The 17735-nt window shown below is 61.1% G+C and carries 14 protein-coding genes; 7 read left to right on the top strand and 7 right to left on the bottom strand.

The genetic code is table 11. The annotated features are described in order from the left end of the window. Positions 1-161 precede the first annotated feature (161 nt). Complete coding sequence (locus CEW89_RS13445; RefSeq protein ID WP_096806229.1) at positions 162-1556, bottom strand: trypsin-like peptidase domain-containing protein; 1395 nt, start codon at positions 1554-1556, stop codon at positions 162-164. A gap of 103 nt (positions 1557-1659) precedes the next feature. On the opposite strand from CEW89_RS13445, the gene trhO reads away from it, so the two are divergent. From trhO to CEW89_RS13410, 7 genes are all read left to right on the top strand, one after another. Further along, a complete protein-coding gene (trhO, locus tag CEW89_RS13440; protein WP_096807238.1) occupies positions 1660-2583 on the top strand; it encodes an oxygen-dependent tRNA uridine(34) hydroxylase TrhO in 924 nt (307 codons plus the stop codon). 86 nt (positions 2584-2669) lie between these two features. After that, positions 2670-3824 (top strand): non-hydrolyzing UDP-N-acetylglucosamine 2-epimerase, encoded by a 1155-nt coding sequence (wecB, locus tag CEW89_RS13435; RefSeq protein WP_066703142.1) that lies wholly within the window; start codon positions 2670-2672, stop codon positions 3822-3824. Next, on the top strand, positions 3821-5116 hold the full coding sequence (gene wecC / locus CEW89_RS13430; protein WP_198403423.1) for a UDP-N-acetyl-D-mannosamine dehydrogenase: 1296 nt from the start codon (positions 3821-3823) through the stop codon (positions 5114-5116). The genes wecB and wecC overlap by 4 nt, the downstream gene beginning before the upstream one ends. Positions 5117-5122: 6 nt before the next feature. After that, the gene (locus CEW89_RS13425; RefSeq protein ID WP_096806228.1) at positions 5123-6727 is read left to right on the top strand and encodes a glycosyltransferase family 4 protein; all 1605 of its coding nucleotides are present in this window, start codon (positions 5123-5125) and stop codon (positions 6725-6727) included. Further along, complete coding sequence (locus CEW89_RS13420) at positions 6714-6950, top strand: hypothetical protein (RefSeq protein WP_066703128.1); 237 nt, start codon at positions 6714-6716, stop codon at positions 6948-6950. The genes CEW89_RS13425 and CEW89_RS13420 overlap by 14 nt, the downstream gene beginning before the upstream one ends. After that, complete coding sequence (locus CEW89_RS13415) at positions 6947-7567, top strand: class I SAM-dependent methyltransferase (RefSeq protein WP_081423768.1); 621 nt, start codon at positions 6947-6949, stop codon at positions 7565-7567. The genes CEW89_RS13420 and CEW89_RS13415 overlap by 4 nt, the downstream gene beginning before the upstream one ends. A gap of 24 nt (positions 7568-7591) precedes the next feature. Further along, a complete protein-coding gene (locus CEW89_RS13410; protein ID WP_096806227.1) occupies positions 7592-10021 on the top strand; it encodes a glycosyltransferase family protein in 2430 nt (809 codons plus the stop codon). 26 nt (positions 10022-10047) lie between these two features. On the opposite strand, the gene CEW89_RS13405 is transcribed toward CEW89_RS13410, so the two are convergent. The 6 genes from CEW89_RS13405 to CEW89_RS13385 all read right to left on the bottom strand — a co-directional run bounded on the left by CEW89_RS13405 (position 10048) and on the right by CEW89_RS13385 (position 17720). Then, the gene (locus CEW89_RS13405) at positions 10048-11673 is read right to left on the bottom strand and encodes a M10 family metallopeptidase (RefSeq protein WP_096806226.1); all 1626 of its coding nucleotides are present in this window, start codon (positions 11671-11673) and stop codon (positions 10048-10050) included. 34 nt (positions 11674-11707) lie between these two features. Then, positions 11708-12145 (bottom strand): hypothetical protein, encoded by a 438-nt coding sequence (locus CEW89_RS13400; protein WP_096806225.1) that lies wholly within the window; start codon positions 12143-12145, stop codon positions 11708-11710. 99 nt (positions 12146-12244) lie between these two features. Then, complete coding sequence (locus CEW89_RS13395) at positions 12245-14512, bottom strand: M10 family metallopeptidase C-terminal domain-containing protein (RefSeq protein WP_096806224.1); 2268 nt, start codon at positions 14510-14512, stop codon at positions 12245-12247. Between the two features lie 111 nt (positions 14513-14623). Then, complete coding sequence (locus tag CEW89_RS13390) at positions 14624-15520, bottom strand: glycosyltransferase family 2 protein (RefSeq protein WP_157779850.1); 897 nt, start codon at positions 15518-15520, stop codon at positions 14624-14626. Next, positions 15517-16092: a hypothetical protein gene (locus CEW89_RS20840; protein ID WP_157779849.1), complete on the bottom strand. Its 576-nt coding sequence runs from the start codon at positions 16090-16092 to the stop codon at positions 15517-15519. The genes CEW89_RS13390 and CEW89_RS20840 overlap by 4 nt, the downstream gene beginning before the upstream one ends. Then, the gene (locus CEW89_RS13385; protein ID WP_198403422.1) at positions 16089-17720 is read right to left on the bottom strand and encodes a glycosyltransferase family 2 protein; all 1632 of its coding nucleotides are present in this window, start codon (positions 17718-17720) and stop codon (positions 16089-16091) included. The genes CEW89_RS20840 and CEW89_RS13385 overlap by 4 nt, the downstream gene beginning before the upstream one ends. Positions 17721-17735: the final 15 nt, after the last annotated feature.

The raw sequence follows: 17735 nt of genomic DNA, 5'->3' as shown, positions 1-17735 counted from the left end.
GGTAGCGCTCCATGAGCCATCGGGCAAGAGCGGGCCTGGTTGGCGTCGCGTCCGCCCTTCGCCCCCTCTTTCGGCGCGTTCAGGGTCATGTGGCTAAGAGTCATCCAGGCACAAGACGAGGGTGAAAATCACCCTGTGGTCTGTTTTGGCTGGATTTGGCTCTATTTTACCCGCATCCGCAACAGCCTCCCGCCCCGCTCAAAGGTGATCAGCCACATGCCGATCTTTTGCCGTGCGACGCTTTGCAAGTCTTTGGTTGTCCGGATTTCCGTGCCATTGACCTCGACAATCCGGTCTCCGGGCCGGAGACCGAGACGGGCGGAGGGGCCTTGGGCGTCCAAAAGAACGACTCCCTCGGACATCAGCGCAAGGCCGTATTCGTCAATCAGCGCAGGCGTCAGATCGGCCACGACCAGACCGCCCAGTGGACCGGAAGAGGTGATCTCGACCCTGTCGATGCTCTCCGACCCTGGCGCTGCAATCAGAGACAAATCCAGCTCAACCGGCTCTCCGGCACGCAGCGCGGAGAGTTTGACCGAAGCTCCGACCGGCAGGATCGACAACCGGTATTCGAGATCGGAGGGAGAGAGGATCGGTTGGTCGTCGAGGGAGAGGAGCACATCTCCCGCCGTCAACCCGAGCGTTGCGAAGGAGGATTGCGGGTGCAACTCGGAGAGCACGACGCCTTCGGGGCGGTCGAGCCCAAGGGCCTCGGCGACCGCGTCGTCCACGGACTGAGTCGAAACGCCGGACCAGGGGTGAATGAAACGGGTCTGGCCCGCCTCGGCCTGACGAGTGAATTCGCGCACGAGATTGGCCGGGATGGCAAATCCGATGCCGTTGGATCCACCGGAGCGCGACAGGATCGAGGTGTTGATGCCGACGAGACGGCCCGACATATCGACCAAAGCGCCGCCGGAATTGCCCGGATTGATGGCCGCGTCGGTCTGGATATAGGAACCCGCGCCGCCGGGGATCGCCGAGCCGGAGCGGGCAAGACCCGAGACGATGCCGGAGGACACAGTCTGGCCGACACCAAACGGGTTGCCGATGGCCAGCACCAGATCGCCGACCTCAAGCGCATCGCTGTCGGCCAGAGGCAGGGCGGGCAGGTCGGAGGCGCCATCGAGGCGAAGCACGGCGACGTCGGCGTCCTTGTCGGCGAGGATCACCTCGCCCTTGTATTCGCGCTTGTCGGAGAGGACGACGCGGATGTCGGAGGCCTCGCCCACGACGTGATAATTCGACACGACAAGCCCGTCACCCGAGACAATCACCCCGGAACCAAGCGAGCGTTGCACACGCTGACGCGCCGGACCAGAGCGGAAGAATTGCGAGAAGAACGGATCGTCCGCGAAGGGGGACAGACGCTCCTCCACCACACGGGAGGCATAGATATTGACCACAGAGGGCGAAGTTTCCTTGACGATGGGGGAGAAGGAAAGCTGAATTTCCGCGCGGCTTTCGGGGACTTGGGGCGTCTCGGCAAAGGCCATTTGGGCCGGATTAGTGACGGTGAAAGCCAGAAAAACGGCAAGGATTGCGCTGCGTGTCATTGCGGGGCCTCGTGACAGTTCCTCGGATGCGATTAGATGACGCGGGCGGGCCGTGCTTTGCAAGCTCTTGCCTGATCACGGCTTGCGGCGTATCGAACACATCATGTTTACCGTCTGCGCACTCTATCACTTCACCCGCTTCCCCGACCCTGCCGCCTTGCGGGGGCCGCTTATGGAGTTGTGCCATGCCGAGGGCATCACAGGCACGCTTTTGCTGGCCAGGGAGGGGATCAATGGCACGGTGGCCGGGCCGACACCGGCGTCCATCGAACGGCTGGTTGCGCATATCCGCAGCCTGCCGGGATGCACCGATTTCGAATACAAGCTGTCGACGGCGGAGGAGCAGCCGTTCAACCGGATGAAAGTGCGGCTCAAGAAAGAGATCGTCACCATGGGGCAGCCCGATGTCGACCCGAAAGCAAGGGTTGGACACTATTGCACCCCCGAGGAATGGAACGAACTGATCTCAGCGCCAGATGTGGCGGTGATCGACACGCGCAACGATTACGAGGTTCAGATCGGTACGTTCAAGGACGCGATCGACCCGCAGACCAAGACCTTCCGCGAGTTCCCGCAATGGTGGGAGGAGAACAAGGAGCGGTTCCACAACAAGCGGATCGCGATGTTCTGCACGGGCGGCATCCGCTGTGAGAAATCGACGAATTTCCTTTTGGGTCAGGGGATCGAGGAGGTCTATCACCTCAAGGGCGGGGTCCTGAAGTACCTTGAGGAGATGCCGCAGGAGGAGAGCCTCTGGGAAGGCGAATGTTTCGTGTTCGACGGGCGGGTGTCCATCGGCCATGGGCTGACCGAGGGGCCGCATGAGCTGTGCCATGCCTGTCGGCGTCCGATTCGGCCCGAGGACAAGCGGCGCCCGGAATATGAGGAAGGCGTGTCCTGTCATCAGTGCATCGACGAGTATGACGAGGCGCGCAAGGAGCGGTTCCGCGAGCGTCAGAAACAGATCGCCCTGGCAAAGGCCCGCGGCGAGCGGCATTTCGGAACCGGCGTGCCCTCGGCGAAATGAAGTTAACGCACTTAACGCGATATTAACTACTATCCGGCCACAACCCTACGGAGAAACAACCCACCCGTTTCGTCGTAGGGATTACAATGACAGTTCACCCCATCAAGGTATTGTCCGTTTTCGGGACCCGCCCCGAGGCCATCAAGATGGCCCCTGTGGTCGGCGCTCTGGGGGCCGCACAAGGCATCACCTCCGAGATTTGCGTCACGGCGCAGCATCGGGAAATGCTCGACCAGGTTCTGGGCCTGTTCAAAATCCGGCCGGAATACGATCTCGATCTCATGCGCACGGGACAGGGGTTGCACGATCTGTCCGCCATGCTCCTCAAAGAGCTGAAACAGGTTCTGGATCAGGCCAGACCCGATCTCGTTCTGGTGCATGGCGATACTGCGACCACGGCCATGACCGCGATGGCCGCCTATTACAATCAGATCCCGGTGGGCCATGTCGAAGCCGGTCTGCGCACCGGCAACATCTATTCGCCCTGGCCCGAAGAGGTGAACCGCAAGCTCACCGGCACGATCAGCGCGTTGCATTTTGCACCGACGGAAAAATCCCGCGCCAACCTGCTGGCCGAGAATGTCGATCCAGCATCGGTGCATGTCACCGGAAACACGGTGATCGACGCGCTGATGAGCGTGGTCGCGCGGCTCGAACAGGACAGTTCGGCACAACAGGCGCTGATTGAAAGAACCGGAATTCAGCCCGGCAAACGGGTGATTCTTGTCACCGGACACCGGCGCGAGAGTTTCGGCAGCGGCATGGAACGGATCTGCAATGCGCTTGCCGAACTGGCAAAACGGCCGGATGTCCAGATCATTTATCCGGTCCATCTTAACCCTAATGTAAGAGAACCTGTGGAACGGTTGCTCGGCGGCAGAGAGAACATCACGCTGATCGACCCCCTTGATTACTATCCTTTCATTTTCCTGATGAGCCGTGCGGACATCATCCTCACGGACAGCGGCGGCATTCAGGAAGAAGCGCCCTCTCTCGGCAAACCCGTCCTCGTCATGCGTGACACGACGGAAAGGCCCGAAGCGGTGGATGCCGGAACGGTCAAGCTGGTCGGGACGGACAGGGACAAGATCGTGAGCGAGGTCGCGCGTCTTCTCGACGACACGGCCGCTTATGCGGAGATGAGCCTCGCTCATAACCCCTATGGCGATGGCAAGGCCTCGCACCGGATCGTCACTGCGATCCAGAGTTGGGCCACGACAAGAGAGAGGTGTTTCCAGTGAAAAAGTACGGATTTTCGAAAATAAACATCATCGGGCTTGGATATATCGGCCTGCCGACGGCGGCGGTTTTCGCCTCCTCGAAAGTGCAGGTGCATGGGGTCGACGTCAGCCCCCGCGTGGTCGAAACGATCAATGCGGGCGGGATTCACATCGTCGAACCCGATCTCGACATGATCGTGCGCGACACCGTAACGCGGGGCTATCTGACCGCCTCGGTGACGCCCTGCCCCGCCGATGCCTTTGTCATCGCGGTCCCCACGCCTTTTGTCGAAGAGAGCCACGCCGCCGATCTCAACTATATCCGCGCGGCGGCGAAATCCATTGCGCCGCATCTGGCGAGGGGCAATCTCGTGGTGCTCGAATCCACCTCGCCGATCGGGGCGACGGATCAGATGGCAGCCTGGCTGGCCGAGGAACGTCCCGACCTGAGTTTCCCGCAACAGGCGGGAGAAGCTGCAGATGTCATGGTCGCGCATTGTCCCGAACGGGTGCTGCCCGGTCATGTGATGCGCGAACTGTTCGAGAACGACCGCATCATCGGCGGCATGACCCCGCGCTGCGCCCGGCGTGCGACGGAGCTTTACCGGATTTTCGTCAAGGGCTGTTGTATCCCGACCAATGCGCGTACGGCGGAATTCGCCAAGCTGGCCGAAAACAGCTATCGGGACACGAATATCGCCTTTGCCAATGAGCTTTCGCTGATTTGCGACGAAGTCGGTGTCGATGTCTGGGAGCTGATCGAACTGGCCAATCGCCATCCGCGGGTGAACATCCTGCAACCCGGCCCAGGCGTCGGCGGGCATTGCATCGCGGTCGACCCGTGGTTCATCGTTTCCTCCGCGCCCAAGACCGCCCGGCTGATCCGCACCGCGCGCGAGGTCAATGACAGCAAGCCGCTTTGGGTGCTCGATCAGGTGCGCGAGGCCGGCGAGGCGCTTGGGCTGATCGGTCGCAAGCCGCGCGTCGCCTGTCTCGGGCTTGCGTTCAAACCCGACATTGACGATCTGCGCGAAAGCCCGGCGCTCGATATCGTGCGAGAGCTGAGTGGCAGCGGCACCTTCGAGGTGCTTGTCAGCGAACCTAACATTCACGCCCTGCCCCCCGCGCTTGCCGACAAAGCCGAGATGATGACGGCAGAGGCAGCGATCGAGGCGGCGGATATCGTCTTGCTTCTGGTCGACCACCGCCCGTTCAAAAATCTTGCCGTGCCGCTCGGCAAACCTGTGATCGACACCCGCGGCATGTGGCGCCAAACCCGCAGCGTCTGGCGCCAAGCCCGCCGCGCGGCGTGACATCGCATGATGGGACAGGCATTCGAACAGGAACGGCTTTTGCGCGGCACGCTCTCGGCTGCCCGTCACATGCGGGTGCAGCAGCCCGGTTTCGATGTCGCCCCTCTGCTCATGGACCTGCTCGAAAGCGCCCCCGATGCGGAAGACGTCCTGCTGATCTCTGCACAGGCGATCGAGCTGAGCCTGCCGGATGTGGTCCAGGCGGCCCACAATCGCCTTGTGGCGATGGGAGTTGCGGCAGGTGTGCTGGAGATGCTGGACAGCCAGACGACAGAGGGATTGTTCCTGATGGACAACATCGCCGGATTGCCCGGCACCCCCATCGCCCCCGTCGAAAATCGCGTCGCTTATGTGAGTTACAGCAGCCTGCCCTATCACTCGACCGGATACGCGAACCGGACCCATTTCCTTGCGCAAGGATTGCGCGCACAGGGGCTCGATCTTCAGGTAATCTCGCGGCCCGGCTATCCCTGGGACGAACCGGCCAGCGCACTCGAAACGCCCGCGCCGGAGGGAGGTTGCGGCGAGATACGGGACGGCGTGCCCTATCATCGGCTGAAGACGCCGGGGTATTTTTCCTGGGACAATCACGCGGCCTATGTCCGGCACTCCACGGCGGCGCTGGAGGCCTGTTTTCGCGATCTCAAACCCGCGCTAGTCATCGCGGCCAGCAACCATGCCTGCGCCATACCCGCCTGCCTTGCCGCCCGCCGGATCGGGGTGCCCTTTGTCCATGAGGTGCGCGGGTTCTGGGAGGACAGCCGGGCGGCGCGCGAGCCGGGTTTCATGGGCTCGCGACAATATTTTCTCGAGCGCCATTGGGACGGCGAAGTGGCGCGCCGGGCGGACCGGGTGATCACGCTCGGAACGGCGATGAAACGTGAACTGGTGACACGGAGCGTGCCAGCGGAGCGGATTTCCATCGTGCCCAACGGCGCGACGGAAGCCATGCCCTGTGGCTCGAAGTCACGAAACAGCGTGCCCGTGATCGGCTATGTCGGCAGCTTTGCCGCCTATGAAGGTCTGGCACTTCTGGTGGAGGCCTGTGGCGCGTTGAAACGGGGCGGGCTCGCGTTTCGCCTGTTGCTGGTCGGAGATGGCAAGGGCAGCGGCCATGCCGGTCGGAGGGCGCATCGCGCTATGCTGGATCTGCTGACGGAGCACGGCCTGTCGGATCGGACCGAAGCGCCGGGACGGGTGGCCCCGGAAAAGGCCCGCACCTATGTCGAAGCGCTCGACATCGCCGTGTTTCCCCGGCTGCGCAGCCGTGTGACCGAGCTTGTCACGCCGCTCAAACCGATCGAGGCGATGATGGCCGGCAAGGCAATCGTCGCCTCCGATGTCGGGGGATTCGACGGGATGCTGAGCGCGGGCGAGACCGCCTTGCGGTTTCCCGCAGGCTCGGTCGACGGGTTGCAAAACGCGCTCCTCAGGCTTCTGCAGGACAGGAATCTGCGACAGGATCTTGGCACGCGGGCCCGAGCCAAAGCGCGGGAAGAGTATCTTTGGCCGGCCATCTGTGCGGAATACGCCATCACGCTTCGACATATCATGGCGGACCAAATCACGACAGGGCAGGATGCGGGGAGGAACGCGCATGAAGCCGCGTGATCCCAGCGTGGAGGAAATGACGCTTCTGAGCGAACGCCTCGATGCGTTGGAGAAAGAACTCTGCTTTCGCATCGAGACCGCGTCTCAGGGAGAGCAGGAGCTGCGAAGACTTCGGGCGGAGTTGCGCGAGATGCGGAACAGCCTGTCCTGGCGCGTGACCGCACCGCTGCGCCGTCTTTCGAAACTGGGTAGAAAACTCTTGAGGGCACGACCAGACACATGACGATGACAGACATCCCCCTGCCGCCGGTGAGCGACCCGCTTCTGAAATTGTTGCGGGAGTATTACGGCTACAAATATGTCGAATTGCACGGCAAGAAATCCGGCAAAGGATTTTACACACAGCATGACTGGCGACGGATTCAATACGGCATCGAACTGCTCGATCCGGACAGCCGCTCCATCCTCGATGTCGGTGTCGGGCCCTCGGCCCTGTTGAATTACCTTCAACTCAGCAAGCGTTACGATCAGGTCACAGGCATTGATCTCAGGCGCTACTCCAAGCAGATTCTGGTCGACGAGCGGACGGATTTCCGCGTGATGGACGCGACCGCCCTGGCGTTCGAAGATGACAGTTATGACACGGTCGTTTGCATGGAAGTGCTCGAACATATCCCCGGCGACGCCATGTCCACGGCGCTGGAGGAGTTGCGCCGGGTCGCCAGGAAACAGTTGATCGTCTCTGTTCCCTTCGACGAGCCCCGTCCTCTGCCGTCCTATCACCATCAATATTTCGATGCCGCGCGCATCGCGGAGGTGTTCCCGAAAGCCGATATCCGTTTGTTGCAACGCCCGCATCGCAAGGGCTGGCCTTGGGCGATCGCGATCGAAACCTTTTGAGCCCCTTCAGTCACGGGAAAGTCCATGATGGCCAAGACGCCGAAAGACACCGCCGCGAAGGGCGCTGATCTGAAAGAACTCGTCAAGCAGCTTGCGAAAGAGCAACGGCAGCGCATGGAATGGGAGCAGGCATATCATGAGATCGCACAGTCCAGTTCCTTTCGCATCGGTCATACGCTGGCCCTCTCGCTACGCAGTTTTCGTGGCGCCCTGGCGCTTCCGTTACGGCTGGCCCGCGAACTGCGCACCAGTCTTGCGCGCAGGGCGGCGGGCAACGCGGTCAAAACGCCACGCCCGCGCTATGCATCTGCGCCGGTCAGCTATGTGAACCTCGGCGGAGAGACGGATTGGATCGAGCTGCCTGTCAAACCCGGAGAGCGCGTCTGCATCGAGGGCCGTCTCTGGCTCAAGACCCCCAATTCGGCCACACAAAAAGTTGCGCTTTTCACCGTGCAATTCGTGACGGAGTCGGGGCATGCGCTGAAATTCGATCCCTCCAACAATCTGGCTTGGCTTGCGAAACAGCAACTGGCACAGGGCTATGTGTTACAGCAAGAGCAGCCGGTGTGCTTTGCGCAGGATCTGATCGCGCCGCAGCGTGCCGTGCGGATGCGCATCGGGCTTGTCGGCTGGGAGGCGAAGAATGGCTTTGCCCGGCTCAAGGTGCTGCGCGATGCCGCCTGCGTTCCCGCCTCGCGCGGGCTGCTGGCGCTCGGCAATGCCGCGCCCTTCCTGCCACATGCGCATCTCAGCCCGGAAGAGCGGGAGCGCCTGCCGAAACTGATCACGGTGACGGATGAATTCACCGCCGAATGCCTTGCCCCCGACACCCGAAGCGTGCGGATCGGCAAGAAGAGTTGGCAGGAGGACTTCCGGGACAACCGCGACGCTTTCGCCTTTTTTGCCGAGTCCGCCTGGCGCGGCAATGACGGCGCGTGGAATTATGCCATGACCAAGCCGGAGAAATGGGGCAAGGAGCTGTCCGAACTGATCGAGGCCTGCAAGGGCGACGGCATTCCCACGCTGTTCTGGAACAAGGAAGACCCGGTCAATTTCGAGACGTTCATCGACACGGCGCGTCAGTTCGATCATGTGTTCACGACCGACGTCGGCTGCGTTCCGGCCTATGAGGCGCATGTCGGGCGGGGGCACGCCCATGTGATGATGTTCGCAGCGCAATCCTCGTTGCACAATCCGATCCGCAGGAAAGACCGGCAGAACCGCGTGGCCTTCACCGGGAGTTGGCGAGGGATCAAATATCCGAAGCGGGCGGAGTGGCTCAACCTGTTGCTGAGCCCGGCGCAGGAACGCGGGGTTCTGGATATTTACGACCGGTTCAGTGACGAAAAGGAGAACCCCGACCTGATTTTTCCCGCGAAATTCCAGCCTGCACTGCGGGGCGGGTTGCCTTATCCGAAGCTGGTCGAGCGCGTCTACAAGACCTACGACGCTTTCGTGAACGTGAATTCCGTGGAAGGCTCGGACACCATGCTGGCAAGGCGGGTGTTCGAGATCATGGGCTGCGGCGCGCCGGTGATGTCCTCCTATTCTCCGGCGATGGAAAAGGTGTTCGGCGATCTGGTGCTCATGCCCTCGACGGAGCAGGAGGCGGGTGAGATGACCGACCGGCTTCTGGGCGACGCTCTCTACCGTGCGACTCTGGCCACGAAAGGGGTGCGACTGATTCACAGCAAACACACCTATCGGCACCGGCTTCAGGAGATGTCGGAAAAGATCGGCAAGCCCTTCGTCGCCCAACCCGCGCGCAAAGTCTCGATCCTGTGCAGTTCGAAACGGCCACAGTTTCTCGAAGCCGTCGGGCGGCAGATCCGGGCGCAGACCTATACCGACACCGAAACGATTTTCGTCATGCACCGAGACGACATGAGCGAAGAGCAGGCCGCCCGCGCCCTGCACGGGGTACGCAACCTGAAGATCCTCCGCACCTCCGAGGAGAAATTCCTGGCACATGCGCTGAACGATGCAATGCAGATCGCTGAGGGGGACACATTCGCGAAATGGGATGACGACGATCTCTATGGGCCGAATTACATATTCGACTCGGTCCTCGGGTTCGACTACGCCCCGCGCACGGCGCTGATCGGCAAAAACAGTTATTTCACCTATCTGGAACAGCGCGACAAAACCTATCTGCGTTTCCCGGGGCGGGACAACCAGATGACCAATCTGGTGCATGGCGGCACCCTGATCTGGGATCGAAAGAAGACGGAGGGGCTGAGCTTTGCCGCGCAAAGGCAGGGCACGGACACGGCTTTTCTGCAAATGCTGCAGGAGCGCGATCTCCCCATCCTGTCGACCAACATCTTCAATTTCGTCCATATGCGCTACGCGGATATTGCGCAGCACACATGGAAAATCCGCGATGAGGATTACCTGAACGGCAAGACGAACCTCATCTGTGACGGGCTCCCCGGCGCGCGGGCCTATGTCTGAACGGGAATGCGGGCAAAGCCCCCGTCTCAGAACACGAACATGTCCGAGGTAAGCTGCTCCGTCCCGACGCCGGAAATGGTGATGATGTTGTTCTCGTCCAGATAAATCTGCGCCGAACCGCCCGTCGTTTCCGTCAGATGGTTCGCCACGAGATCCTCCCAGGACGTGATCTCCGACACATCGCTCAGGTCGATGATCTCCCCCTCCGCGATGTCGAAATCATAGATCGCGTCGCGCCCGAAATTGTCAGAAAAGATAAAGGTATCCTTGCCGTCCTGACCGTAGAGCATGTCGCTGCCCGCTTCGCCACGCAACCTGTCGTCACCGGAGCCGCCGCGGAGCTGATCGTTGCCATCGCCGCCAAAGAGCGAATCCGCGTCGCGGCCCCCAGCCAGATAGTCGTTGCCCGCGCCGCCTTTCATGTAATCGAGCCCGTTCGAGCCGTAGAGCTTGTCGTTGCCATCCTCGCCGTACAGCCGGTCGTGCGAGGTGAACCCGTAGATTTCGTCGTCGCCATCGCCACCGTAGATGATGTCACGTTCCCGCCCTCCGTCGAGCAGGTCGTTGCCTGCGCCTCCGAAGATCGTGTCCTCACCAAGGCCACCGTAGATCTTGTTGTCGGCCTCATTGCCGGTGATGTGGTCATTGCCTGCGCCCGAGATGTAATTCTCGATGATGGTCCCGGAGGCGATCCCGAGATTGCCGACCAGACCCAGCACATCCGAAAAACTTTCGTCGTTCAGATCGACACGATCATTGGTCGTCGAGAAGCTGAGGTCGATCGTGTCTTCGCCCTCGGCATCGAAGATCGTCAAGGCAATCGGATCGCCGGAGTAGGTCGTCGTGGTCCCGTTCGAGAGATCGGTGAACACCCCGTCGAGATAATTGCCGAGGTTCGAATTCAGCCCCCAGATCGTGTCGCCCCAGGTTGCGCTCCCTTCACCAGCGGGCCCGTAGAGGTCCTGAATGGCCAGAATATCCGCCATCATCGTCGAGACGAGATAGGCATAGCTCGCGTTCACACTCGTGTTGTCGGATTGCGAGAAATAGGACATCACCGACAATTGCCAGCTATCGTTGAGAAAATCCGCATCGGTCGGGTAATCTGCACTGCCGTTGTACAAGGACTGGTGCCCCAGGCCGAGCGCATGTCCGATCTCGTGGATATAGGTCTGGTAACCGTAGGTGCCGATTTCATCCCCCATGTAGGAGTTCACCCAGCCGCTGGTGATCACGACATCGGAATACTGGATCGTCGTCCCGGATACGGCAGAGGTCGAATAGGCCGAAAGCACCGTGGAATTGCCACCGTCGTCGTTGTAAAACGTGATGTCCGCGCTGGAGGAGGTGGTGACGACGAAAGTGACATCGGCGACCATTTCCCACGCCTCGAGCGCGCTCAGCGCAAGCTTTTGCTCGGTGGCGTTGAGATCGCTGATATTGACCGTGATCACATTCGACGACGATGTGTCAAAGAACCGTGTGTTCAAGCCGTAGTCATTCCAGAAACCCGTGGTGAGATAATCGGCAAGCTCCGACAGGGTGCCGTTGACAAGAGCGGCAGATGTCGTGCCGGTCGAGGTCAGGGCCGCAGCCTCCTCGTAGACACAGGAGTCGTCGGTCGGTCGGAACTGGGCACAAATTTCACACATGTCTTAACTCTCCTCTTTATCTGCGCCTCAAGGCCTAAAAATTTGTTTCTGAAAGCATTTCTTTGAAAAGATTCACGAAAAACTTGCGGGTGGCGGCATCATCGCCTTGTGGTGCACGGTCCACGACACTGAATGCACTGTCCCGGAGTGCGAGGGGCTGACCATCCCGGTGCAGGCGGGCGGAGATCGAGAAGCCCAACGGGGCCTCCGTGATCGTCAATTCCATCTGCGGCGCAGCCTCGACCCCTGCGACGGCTTTCGCCCAAGCCTCTGTCGCCGTTTCGCAATAGGATGGGGGCAGGTCTGAGCGACACAGGATGTCCCCGGCTTGCGCCATCTCATCAGCCATCGTCAAACTCACTCCTCCGGTTATTAGAAGCCCCCCCGCCCCGACAGCCCACAACACGGCAGGCAAACCACGTTTTGCCATGCGGCGTATCAGGTGGTTCATTTGCTCACCCACTGTTTTCATTCCTCATTCCTATCACCGCTCTCCCGATCCCTCCAAACGAGACCGGTTGCGTTGAAATCATTTCTCTGTCGCTCAGGCGCAAACCGGTCACACCCCATCTCAGAATACGAACATGTCCGAGGTCAGCTCCCCCATCCCGACACCGGAAATGGTGATGATGTTGTTCTCATCCAGATAAATCTGCGCCGAACCGCCCGCCGTTTCCGTCAGATGGTTCGCCACGAGATCCTCCCAGGAGGTGATCTCCGACACATCGCTCAGGTCGATGATCTCGACCAGAGTGACCTCGAAATCGTAGATCGTGTCGCGGCCGAAATCGTCCGAGAAAATGAACGTGTCCCGATCATCCTGACCGTAGAGAAGATCGTTTCCTCCCTCGCCACGCAGCTTGTCCTCACCGGAACCGCCCCGCAACTGGTCGTTGCCGTCGCCGCCAAAGAGCGAGTCCGCATCGCGCGCCCCGGCCAGATAGTCGTTGCCCGCGCCGCCTTTCATGTAATCGAGCCCGTTCGAGCCGTAGAGCTTGTCGTTGCCATCCTCGCCGTACAGCCGGTCGTGCGAGGTGAACCCGTAGATCACATCGTCCCCTTCGCCGCCGTAGATGATGTCGCGCTCCCGACCGCCGTCGAGAATATCGTTGCCGCCACCGCCATAGATCGTGTCCTGATCAAGACCGCCGTAGATCGTATCCGCACCGTCTTCTCCATAGATCACATCGTCGCCGTCACCGGCGTCGATGAAATCATCGCCACTGCCCGCATAAATCTGATCATTGCCGCCGTACCCGAAGATCTGGTCGTCGCCGCTGTCGGAAAAGATGATGTTCACAAATTCCGTGCCGAAGATCGTGTCGTTTCCCACCGTTCCGTAAAGCTGAAACGCCGCCTGATTCTCTCCGCCTTCGAGAGCCACGCGATCAAGGGTGAAAAGATCTTCATAGGAGAAATCGGAAGCATAGAGATCGTATCCGTCATGCGAATAGAGGATCAGTTCCTCATCGCCATAGTGAATGCGGATGCCCGAGGGGATGGTCACGAAGCTAAGCTGATCGAGACTGTTGAGCCCTTCCCAATGCGACAGGTCGATCCGGTCGATGCCGAGGCGGAAATCGCGGATGACGTCCGTTTCGCCATCTGCGGCGAGGACGAAGAGATCGGCACCTGAACCGCCCTGGAGCACATCGCTGCCAGTGCCATCGAAGATGACGTCGTTCAGACTTGTGCCGATGAGGGTCTCCGCCGCATCCGTTCCGGCGATGAGGCCGTTTTCTGCGGACATATCGACATAAAGATGGGTCAGACCGTATTCGCTTGCGGAACTGACAAAGATGTCGATGCCGTCGGCACCCGCATAGAGCGCGATATCGGAGATATTCTGAAGGGACATCGCCGCGCTGTCGTAGATATGCGACACGCAGGTCAGGGTGCCATCGGGCAACATGAGATAGAGCGCGACGCCGCCCTGATTGCCGCCAACCGCGAGATAGGTGTCGCCCTCATAGGCGATCGTCGCCACGGCGGTGACATTGCCGACATGGGACACACTATCGGAAATCACCTGATCGACCATGGTCAGGGTTCCGTCTGCCGCCATCTGAACGACATGGATCGAGGAGGAATCATAAGCGCCGACGACGAGGTATTTCACCCCACCGATCTCGACGGCAGCCATGGAGCTTGGGGTCGTGCCCCAGAACAGCTGATCGGCATCCATGGAGGCACGGGCGGTAAGGGTTCCGGTCGCCGTGTCGATTTCCCAGACCTGAAGCGTGTTGCTGCTTTGGGTTGCGGCGACGAAATAGCTGTGGCCGTCGATCTCGGTCACGAGAGAGGCGCCGATGGCATCGTTGTCCACATTGCTACCGTAAGACACGGTTCCAGCTGCGGAAATGGTCTTTTGCACCGTATCGATCTGGAGCACGCCGATCTGCGCCTCGCCTGCGATGGCACCCAGAACGAGGATCTTGCCCGTGTCGAGCTGGATCGTGCTGGTGCCATAGAGATCGCTGGAAAAGGCCGTAACCGTCCCGAGTGAAGTGGAGCTACCGAAAATGTCCGTTCCATTCGCGGTGATCAGACGAAAGGCCCCGGAGACGCCGCCTCCGGTGAGGATGTAATCCTGCGCAGCGGTGTTGAGCGCGGTCAGATCGCCCTCGGCCCCGGCCGTCACCCCGGTTGAGAGCGTCAGGGCGTCGACCTTGACGAGGGACCCGGATTGAAGCTCCCAAGCCGATGCGCCGCCGTCATATTGCCCGACCGTCAGAACGAATATCCGGCCATCGACCGTCACGACCTCGATGTCGGATGTATGCGAGAAATACTCTTCATACGCGACGTGCTCTGTCGATATGTGTTGGATCGAGACCACGGTTCACACCCCCTTATACCCGGGTATAAGTGTCCCGAAACGAGGTTGCTTTTCATTTACGCGAAAGCGGCGTTTTTGCGGCCCCTGTTTTCAATTTGGCCGAAAATCGCTTCAAAATTTATCGGATCTGGCCGGGGGAAACCCTGTTTCTTTCATGTTTTCAAAGAACTGATCTGAGAGCCTGTCGAACTGATCGAGAGAGGCCTCGTCGAGACCCTGACGCGCCCAGGTGACGAGACCGGAGGCGAAAGCCGCGAAAGCCGCGTGCCAGTCCGGGTCAAGCGGGGCAAGCTCGCGGCGCACCGTGTCGAGCGCGTCGAACACGCAGAGCCGCTCGTGTCCGCGACGATTGGTCAGATGCGCACGGCCCGTGTGGACACGGTGATAGGTGCAAATCCGGTCGCTGGCGATCACGGTCTTCGCCCGGCTCAACACGCGCCAATGAAAGGCGAGATCGTTGTGCAACGGGATCTCCATGAAGCGGATGCCTTCCGCGCGCAGAAACTCCGTCCGGCAAATCTTGTTCCACGGGTAATTGGCGGTTTGCGCGATCAAGTGACGCTGGGCGGGCGACAGGACCTTGTGACGTGCAAGGCTTAGCCCCGCTTCGGCCCAGACGGCCTCGTCATAATCCGGCTGCCCCCAATGGCCGTGGCGCAGCTCGCTGCTCTGGGCGTATTTGAACTGGCACAGGTCGAAATTCGGGGTTTCGGCGAGGTGTTCTGTGAGGCGGGAAAGCTCCGGCAGGAGCGTGTCGTCGGCATCTAAGAACAGCACATGGGTGCAATCCACCAGATCCAGCCCGGCGTTGCGCGCCGCCCCGGCACCGCGATTGTCGGGCAGGCGGCAAAGCGTGACCCCCTCCATCGCAGGCACCGGCAGGGGGGAGGCGTCATCGACGACGATGATCTGGCGAAACAACCCGTTTTGCCGCGCCTCGCCGACGAGGCGCGTGAGCCCCGGAAGGTCGTCATGGACCGGGATCACCAGAGCCAGATCGAGTCTCACAGGCTTAGAACCTTCAGCGTGTCGAACGCGATCTCCATCTCCCCTTCGGTCGGGCAGAAGATCACAAGCTCGCGTTGATCGGCCTGTCTCGGAAAATCCGGAGCCTGAGCCAGCGCGAGCGTGGCGCAATGGTCTACACCGCCGGGGGTGAGGTGAAGCTCCGGGAACAGGAAACTGTCCTGAAAGCCCTCTGCGGTGTAGCTGCGGATCGCCAGTTCGAGGCGCAGCGACACCGCACTGGCCGCGCGCAGGATCACGGCGAGGTGCGACAGTTCCGACATCTTCTCGAAACGTGGCAGGCCGATATGGAGCGCGACCCAATCGACCGGGGCGATCACCCGCGCCGTGAAATGAAACCGCTGCCCGGCTTCGCTGAACCATTCGCCCTCGACTTGCCCTTTTGGGTCGATGTGGAACTGCATCCCGTCGGCCATCGGACGGGAGGTCACAGGACCATGGGCATTGCGGAGCGGTAGGAGGTCCAGCACCAGACAAGACGACAGAGACACGCCCCGCCGTGTCGCGCAGAGGCGGATCAGACGCTCTCGCAGTGCTGTTCGAACCCGTCTCACAAATCCTCCCGGATGAATTGCGCGTCCCAAAAGGCACGCGTGGTCATCTCGTCATAGCCGGTTTTGAAGGATTTGCGGAGTTTCGAATGGCTCAGGAGCCAGCGCAGCGACAGAGCCGCCGCGCGACGGCCGATCCGAAAGGCCCGGCGCTTGTCGTGGCGGAGCACCATCGCTGTGCCGCGCGTCTCATCTTGGACGACGACCTGACGGGCAAAGAAATAGCTCCGCATATCGCCTCGGGTGCTGCGGTCGATGACCCGGTCTGGCATCCATGTCGCCCAGAACGGTACGAGATGGCCGTTCAGGGTCAGTTTGATCCATTTGCGCCGCCAATGCGGATCGGACAGCGAGAGGGTGCTCACCGGTTGCATCGGGGTCGGGGACCAGCGCTCGGTGGAGAGGAGTTCCGCGACAGCCGCCCGGCCCTTTTGCGCGGTCGGATCGGTTGCAAAGGTCTCGGGACCGGAGAGCACCTCCGCCCAGGCGAGAAGCTCGGCTTCGGCGCTGTCGTAATGCAGGGTGAGAATGTTGCGCACGATCAGCCGCAGGGCGACCGACAGCCCTTTGAACCGAGACAGGCGCAGGCTGTCGAAGACCAGTCCGTGGATCAGGTGATAGCGGAAATCGAGATAGCGGGTCAGCGGGCTGGATTTGAGATCGAACCCCTCCTGAACAGAGGCCACCCCGGCGATGCGCCAGAGCGTGAAAGGGTTGGACAGGGAAAACCCGGAATCGTCGCCGCGCACGAAAAAGGGGAAGGGCCAATGGCGCAGGGGGGCGAGCGGGAAGGCGAAGAACCACCAGCCGCCATAATGGTTTTCGGGCAGGGGCGCGTGGATGTCGCGCTCCATTTGCAAGGCGTCGGTGCGCGAGGTGGGATCGAGACCGTGACACAGGGGGCGACACAAACCATCGAACTCGGCACCGTATTCGAACACGCGGGGCGGCTCCGTGTCGGTCAGCATGGCGCCGAGCACGGCGGCCCTGTCGTCACAGGCACGGGACAGGAAGGCATGGGTGCGGATCAGCGCCTCGGGCGTGGTCGCGGCGTCGTCATCCATGAACAGCGCGTGGGTAAACCCAGCATCTTGCGCGAAGGCGAGCCCACGAGCAAAGCCGCCAGATCCGCCGAGATTGGGGTTGTCCAGACGGGTGAGTTCGGGGGCGGCGGGAAGCGTCAGGCTGCGCCCGTTGTCGACCACCACGAAATGAGCGGCGCCGGGCGGCAGATCTCTTTGCAAGCTCGGCAGAAGTTTGGCAACGGCGGTGCGGACCTCTGCCTCCCGCCGATAGGTCGTGATCACCAGAGCGATGCGAATGTCTCGGGTCGGCGGATCGGCGGACCAGCCGACACTGTCGAGCGACACCGACCCGCGCGCAGTGATCTCGGGCCAGAAAATCCCGCTCTCCGTTCCCTCTGGCAAGGGCAGGATGAGCGGCAAATCGTGCTCTGCGTCGAGAACGGGAGATGGGTCGCCCTCGTCGCCCTGCCGCCAGAGTTTAAGCTGCACTCGTCCGGTGCCTCGCAGGACGAGCCGGGGATTAGCCAGATGTGTGGCCGCGCTCCAGAGGCTCAGGTTGAACAGGTCCTCCCAGTGATCGAAGGCGACGTGGTCGCCATCTCGCATTGGAGAGAAGTCCCG

The sequence above is a fragment of the Celeribacter ethanolicus genome (assembly GCF_002407265.1).
Taxonomy (GTDB): domain Bacteria; phylum Pseudomonadota; class Alphaproteobacteria; order Rhodobacterales; family Rhodobacteraceae; genus Celeribacter; species Celeribacter ethanolicus.
Note: the sequence above shows the minus strand (reverse complement) of the source record. Positions and strands in the feature narration are given on the sequence as shown.

Bases quoted from the DNA above. Each gene is read 5' to 3' on its own strand.
- trhO (WP_096807238.1), top strand. From the start codon at position 1,660: ATGTTTACCGTCTGCGCACTCTATCACTTCACCCGCTTCCCCGACCCT.
- CEW89_RS13425 (WP_096806228.1), top strand. From the start codon at position 5,123: ATGATGGGACAGGCATTCGAACAGGAACGGCTTTTGCGCGGCACGCTC.
- CEW89_RS13415 (WP_081423768.1), top strand. From the start codon at position 6,947: ATGACGATGACAGACATCCCCCTGCCGCCGGTGAGCGACCCGCTTCTG.
- CEW89_RS13410 (WP_096806227.1), top strand. From the start codon at position 7,592: ATGATGGCCAAGACGCCGAAAGACACCGCCGCGAAGGGCGCTGATCTG.
- CEW89_RS13400 (WP_096806225.1), bottom strand. From the start codon at position 12,145: ATGAAAACAGTGGGTGAGCAAATGAACCACCTGATACGCCGCATGGCA.
- CEW89_RS13385 (WP_198403422.1), bottom strand. From the start codon at position 17,720: ATGCGAGATGGCGACCACGTCGCCTTCGATCACTGGGAGGACCTGTTC.
- CEW89_RS13420 (WP_066703128.1), top strand. From the start codon at position 6,714: ATGAAGCCGCGTGATCCCAGCGTGGAGGAAATGACGCTTCTGAGCGAA.
- wecB (WP_066703142.1), top strand. From the start codon at position 2,670: ATGACAGTTCACCCCATCAAGGTATTGTCCGTTTTCGGGACCCGCCCC.
- CEW89_RS13405 (WP_096806226.1), bottom strand. From the start codon at position 11,673: ATGTGTGAAATTTGTGCCCAGTTCCGACCGACCGACGACTCCTGTGTC.
- CEW89_RS13445 (WP_096806229.1), bottom strand. From the start codon at position 1,556: ATGACACGCAGCGCAATCCTTGCCGTTTTTCTGGCTTTCACCGTCACT.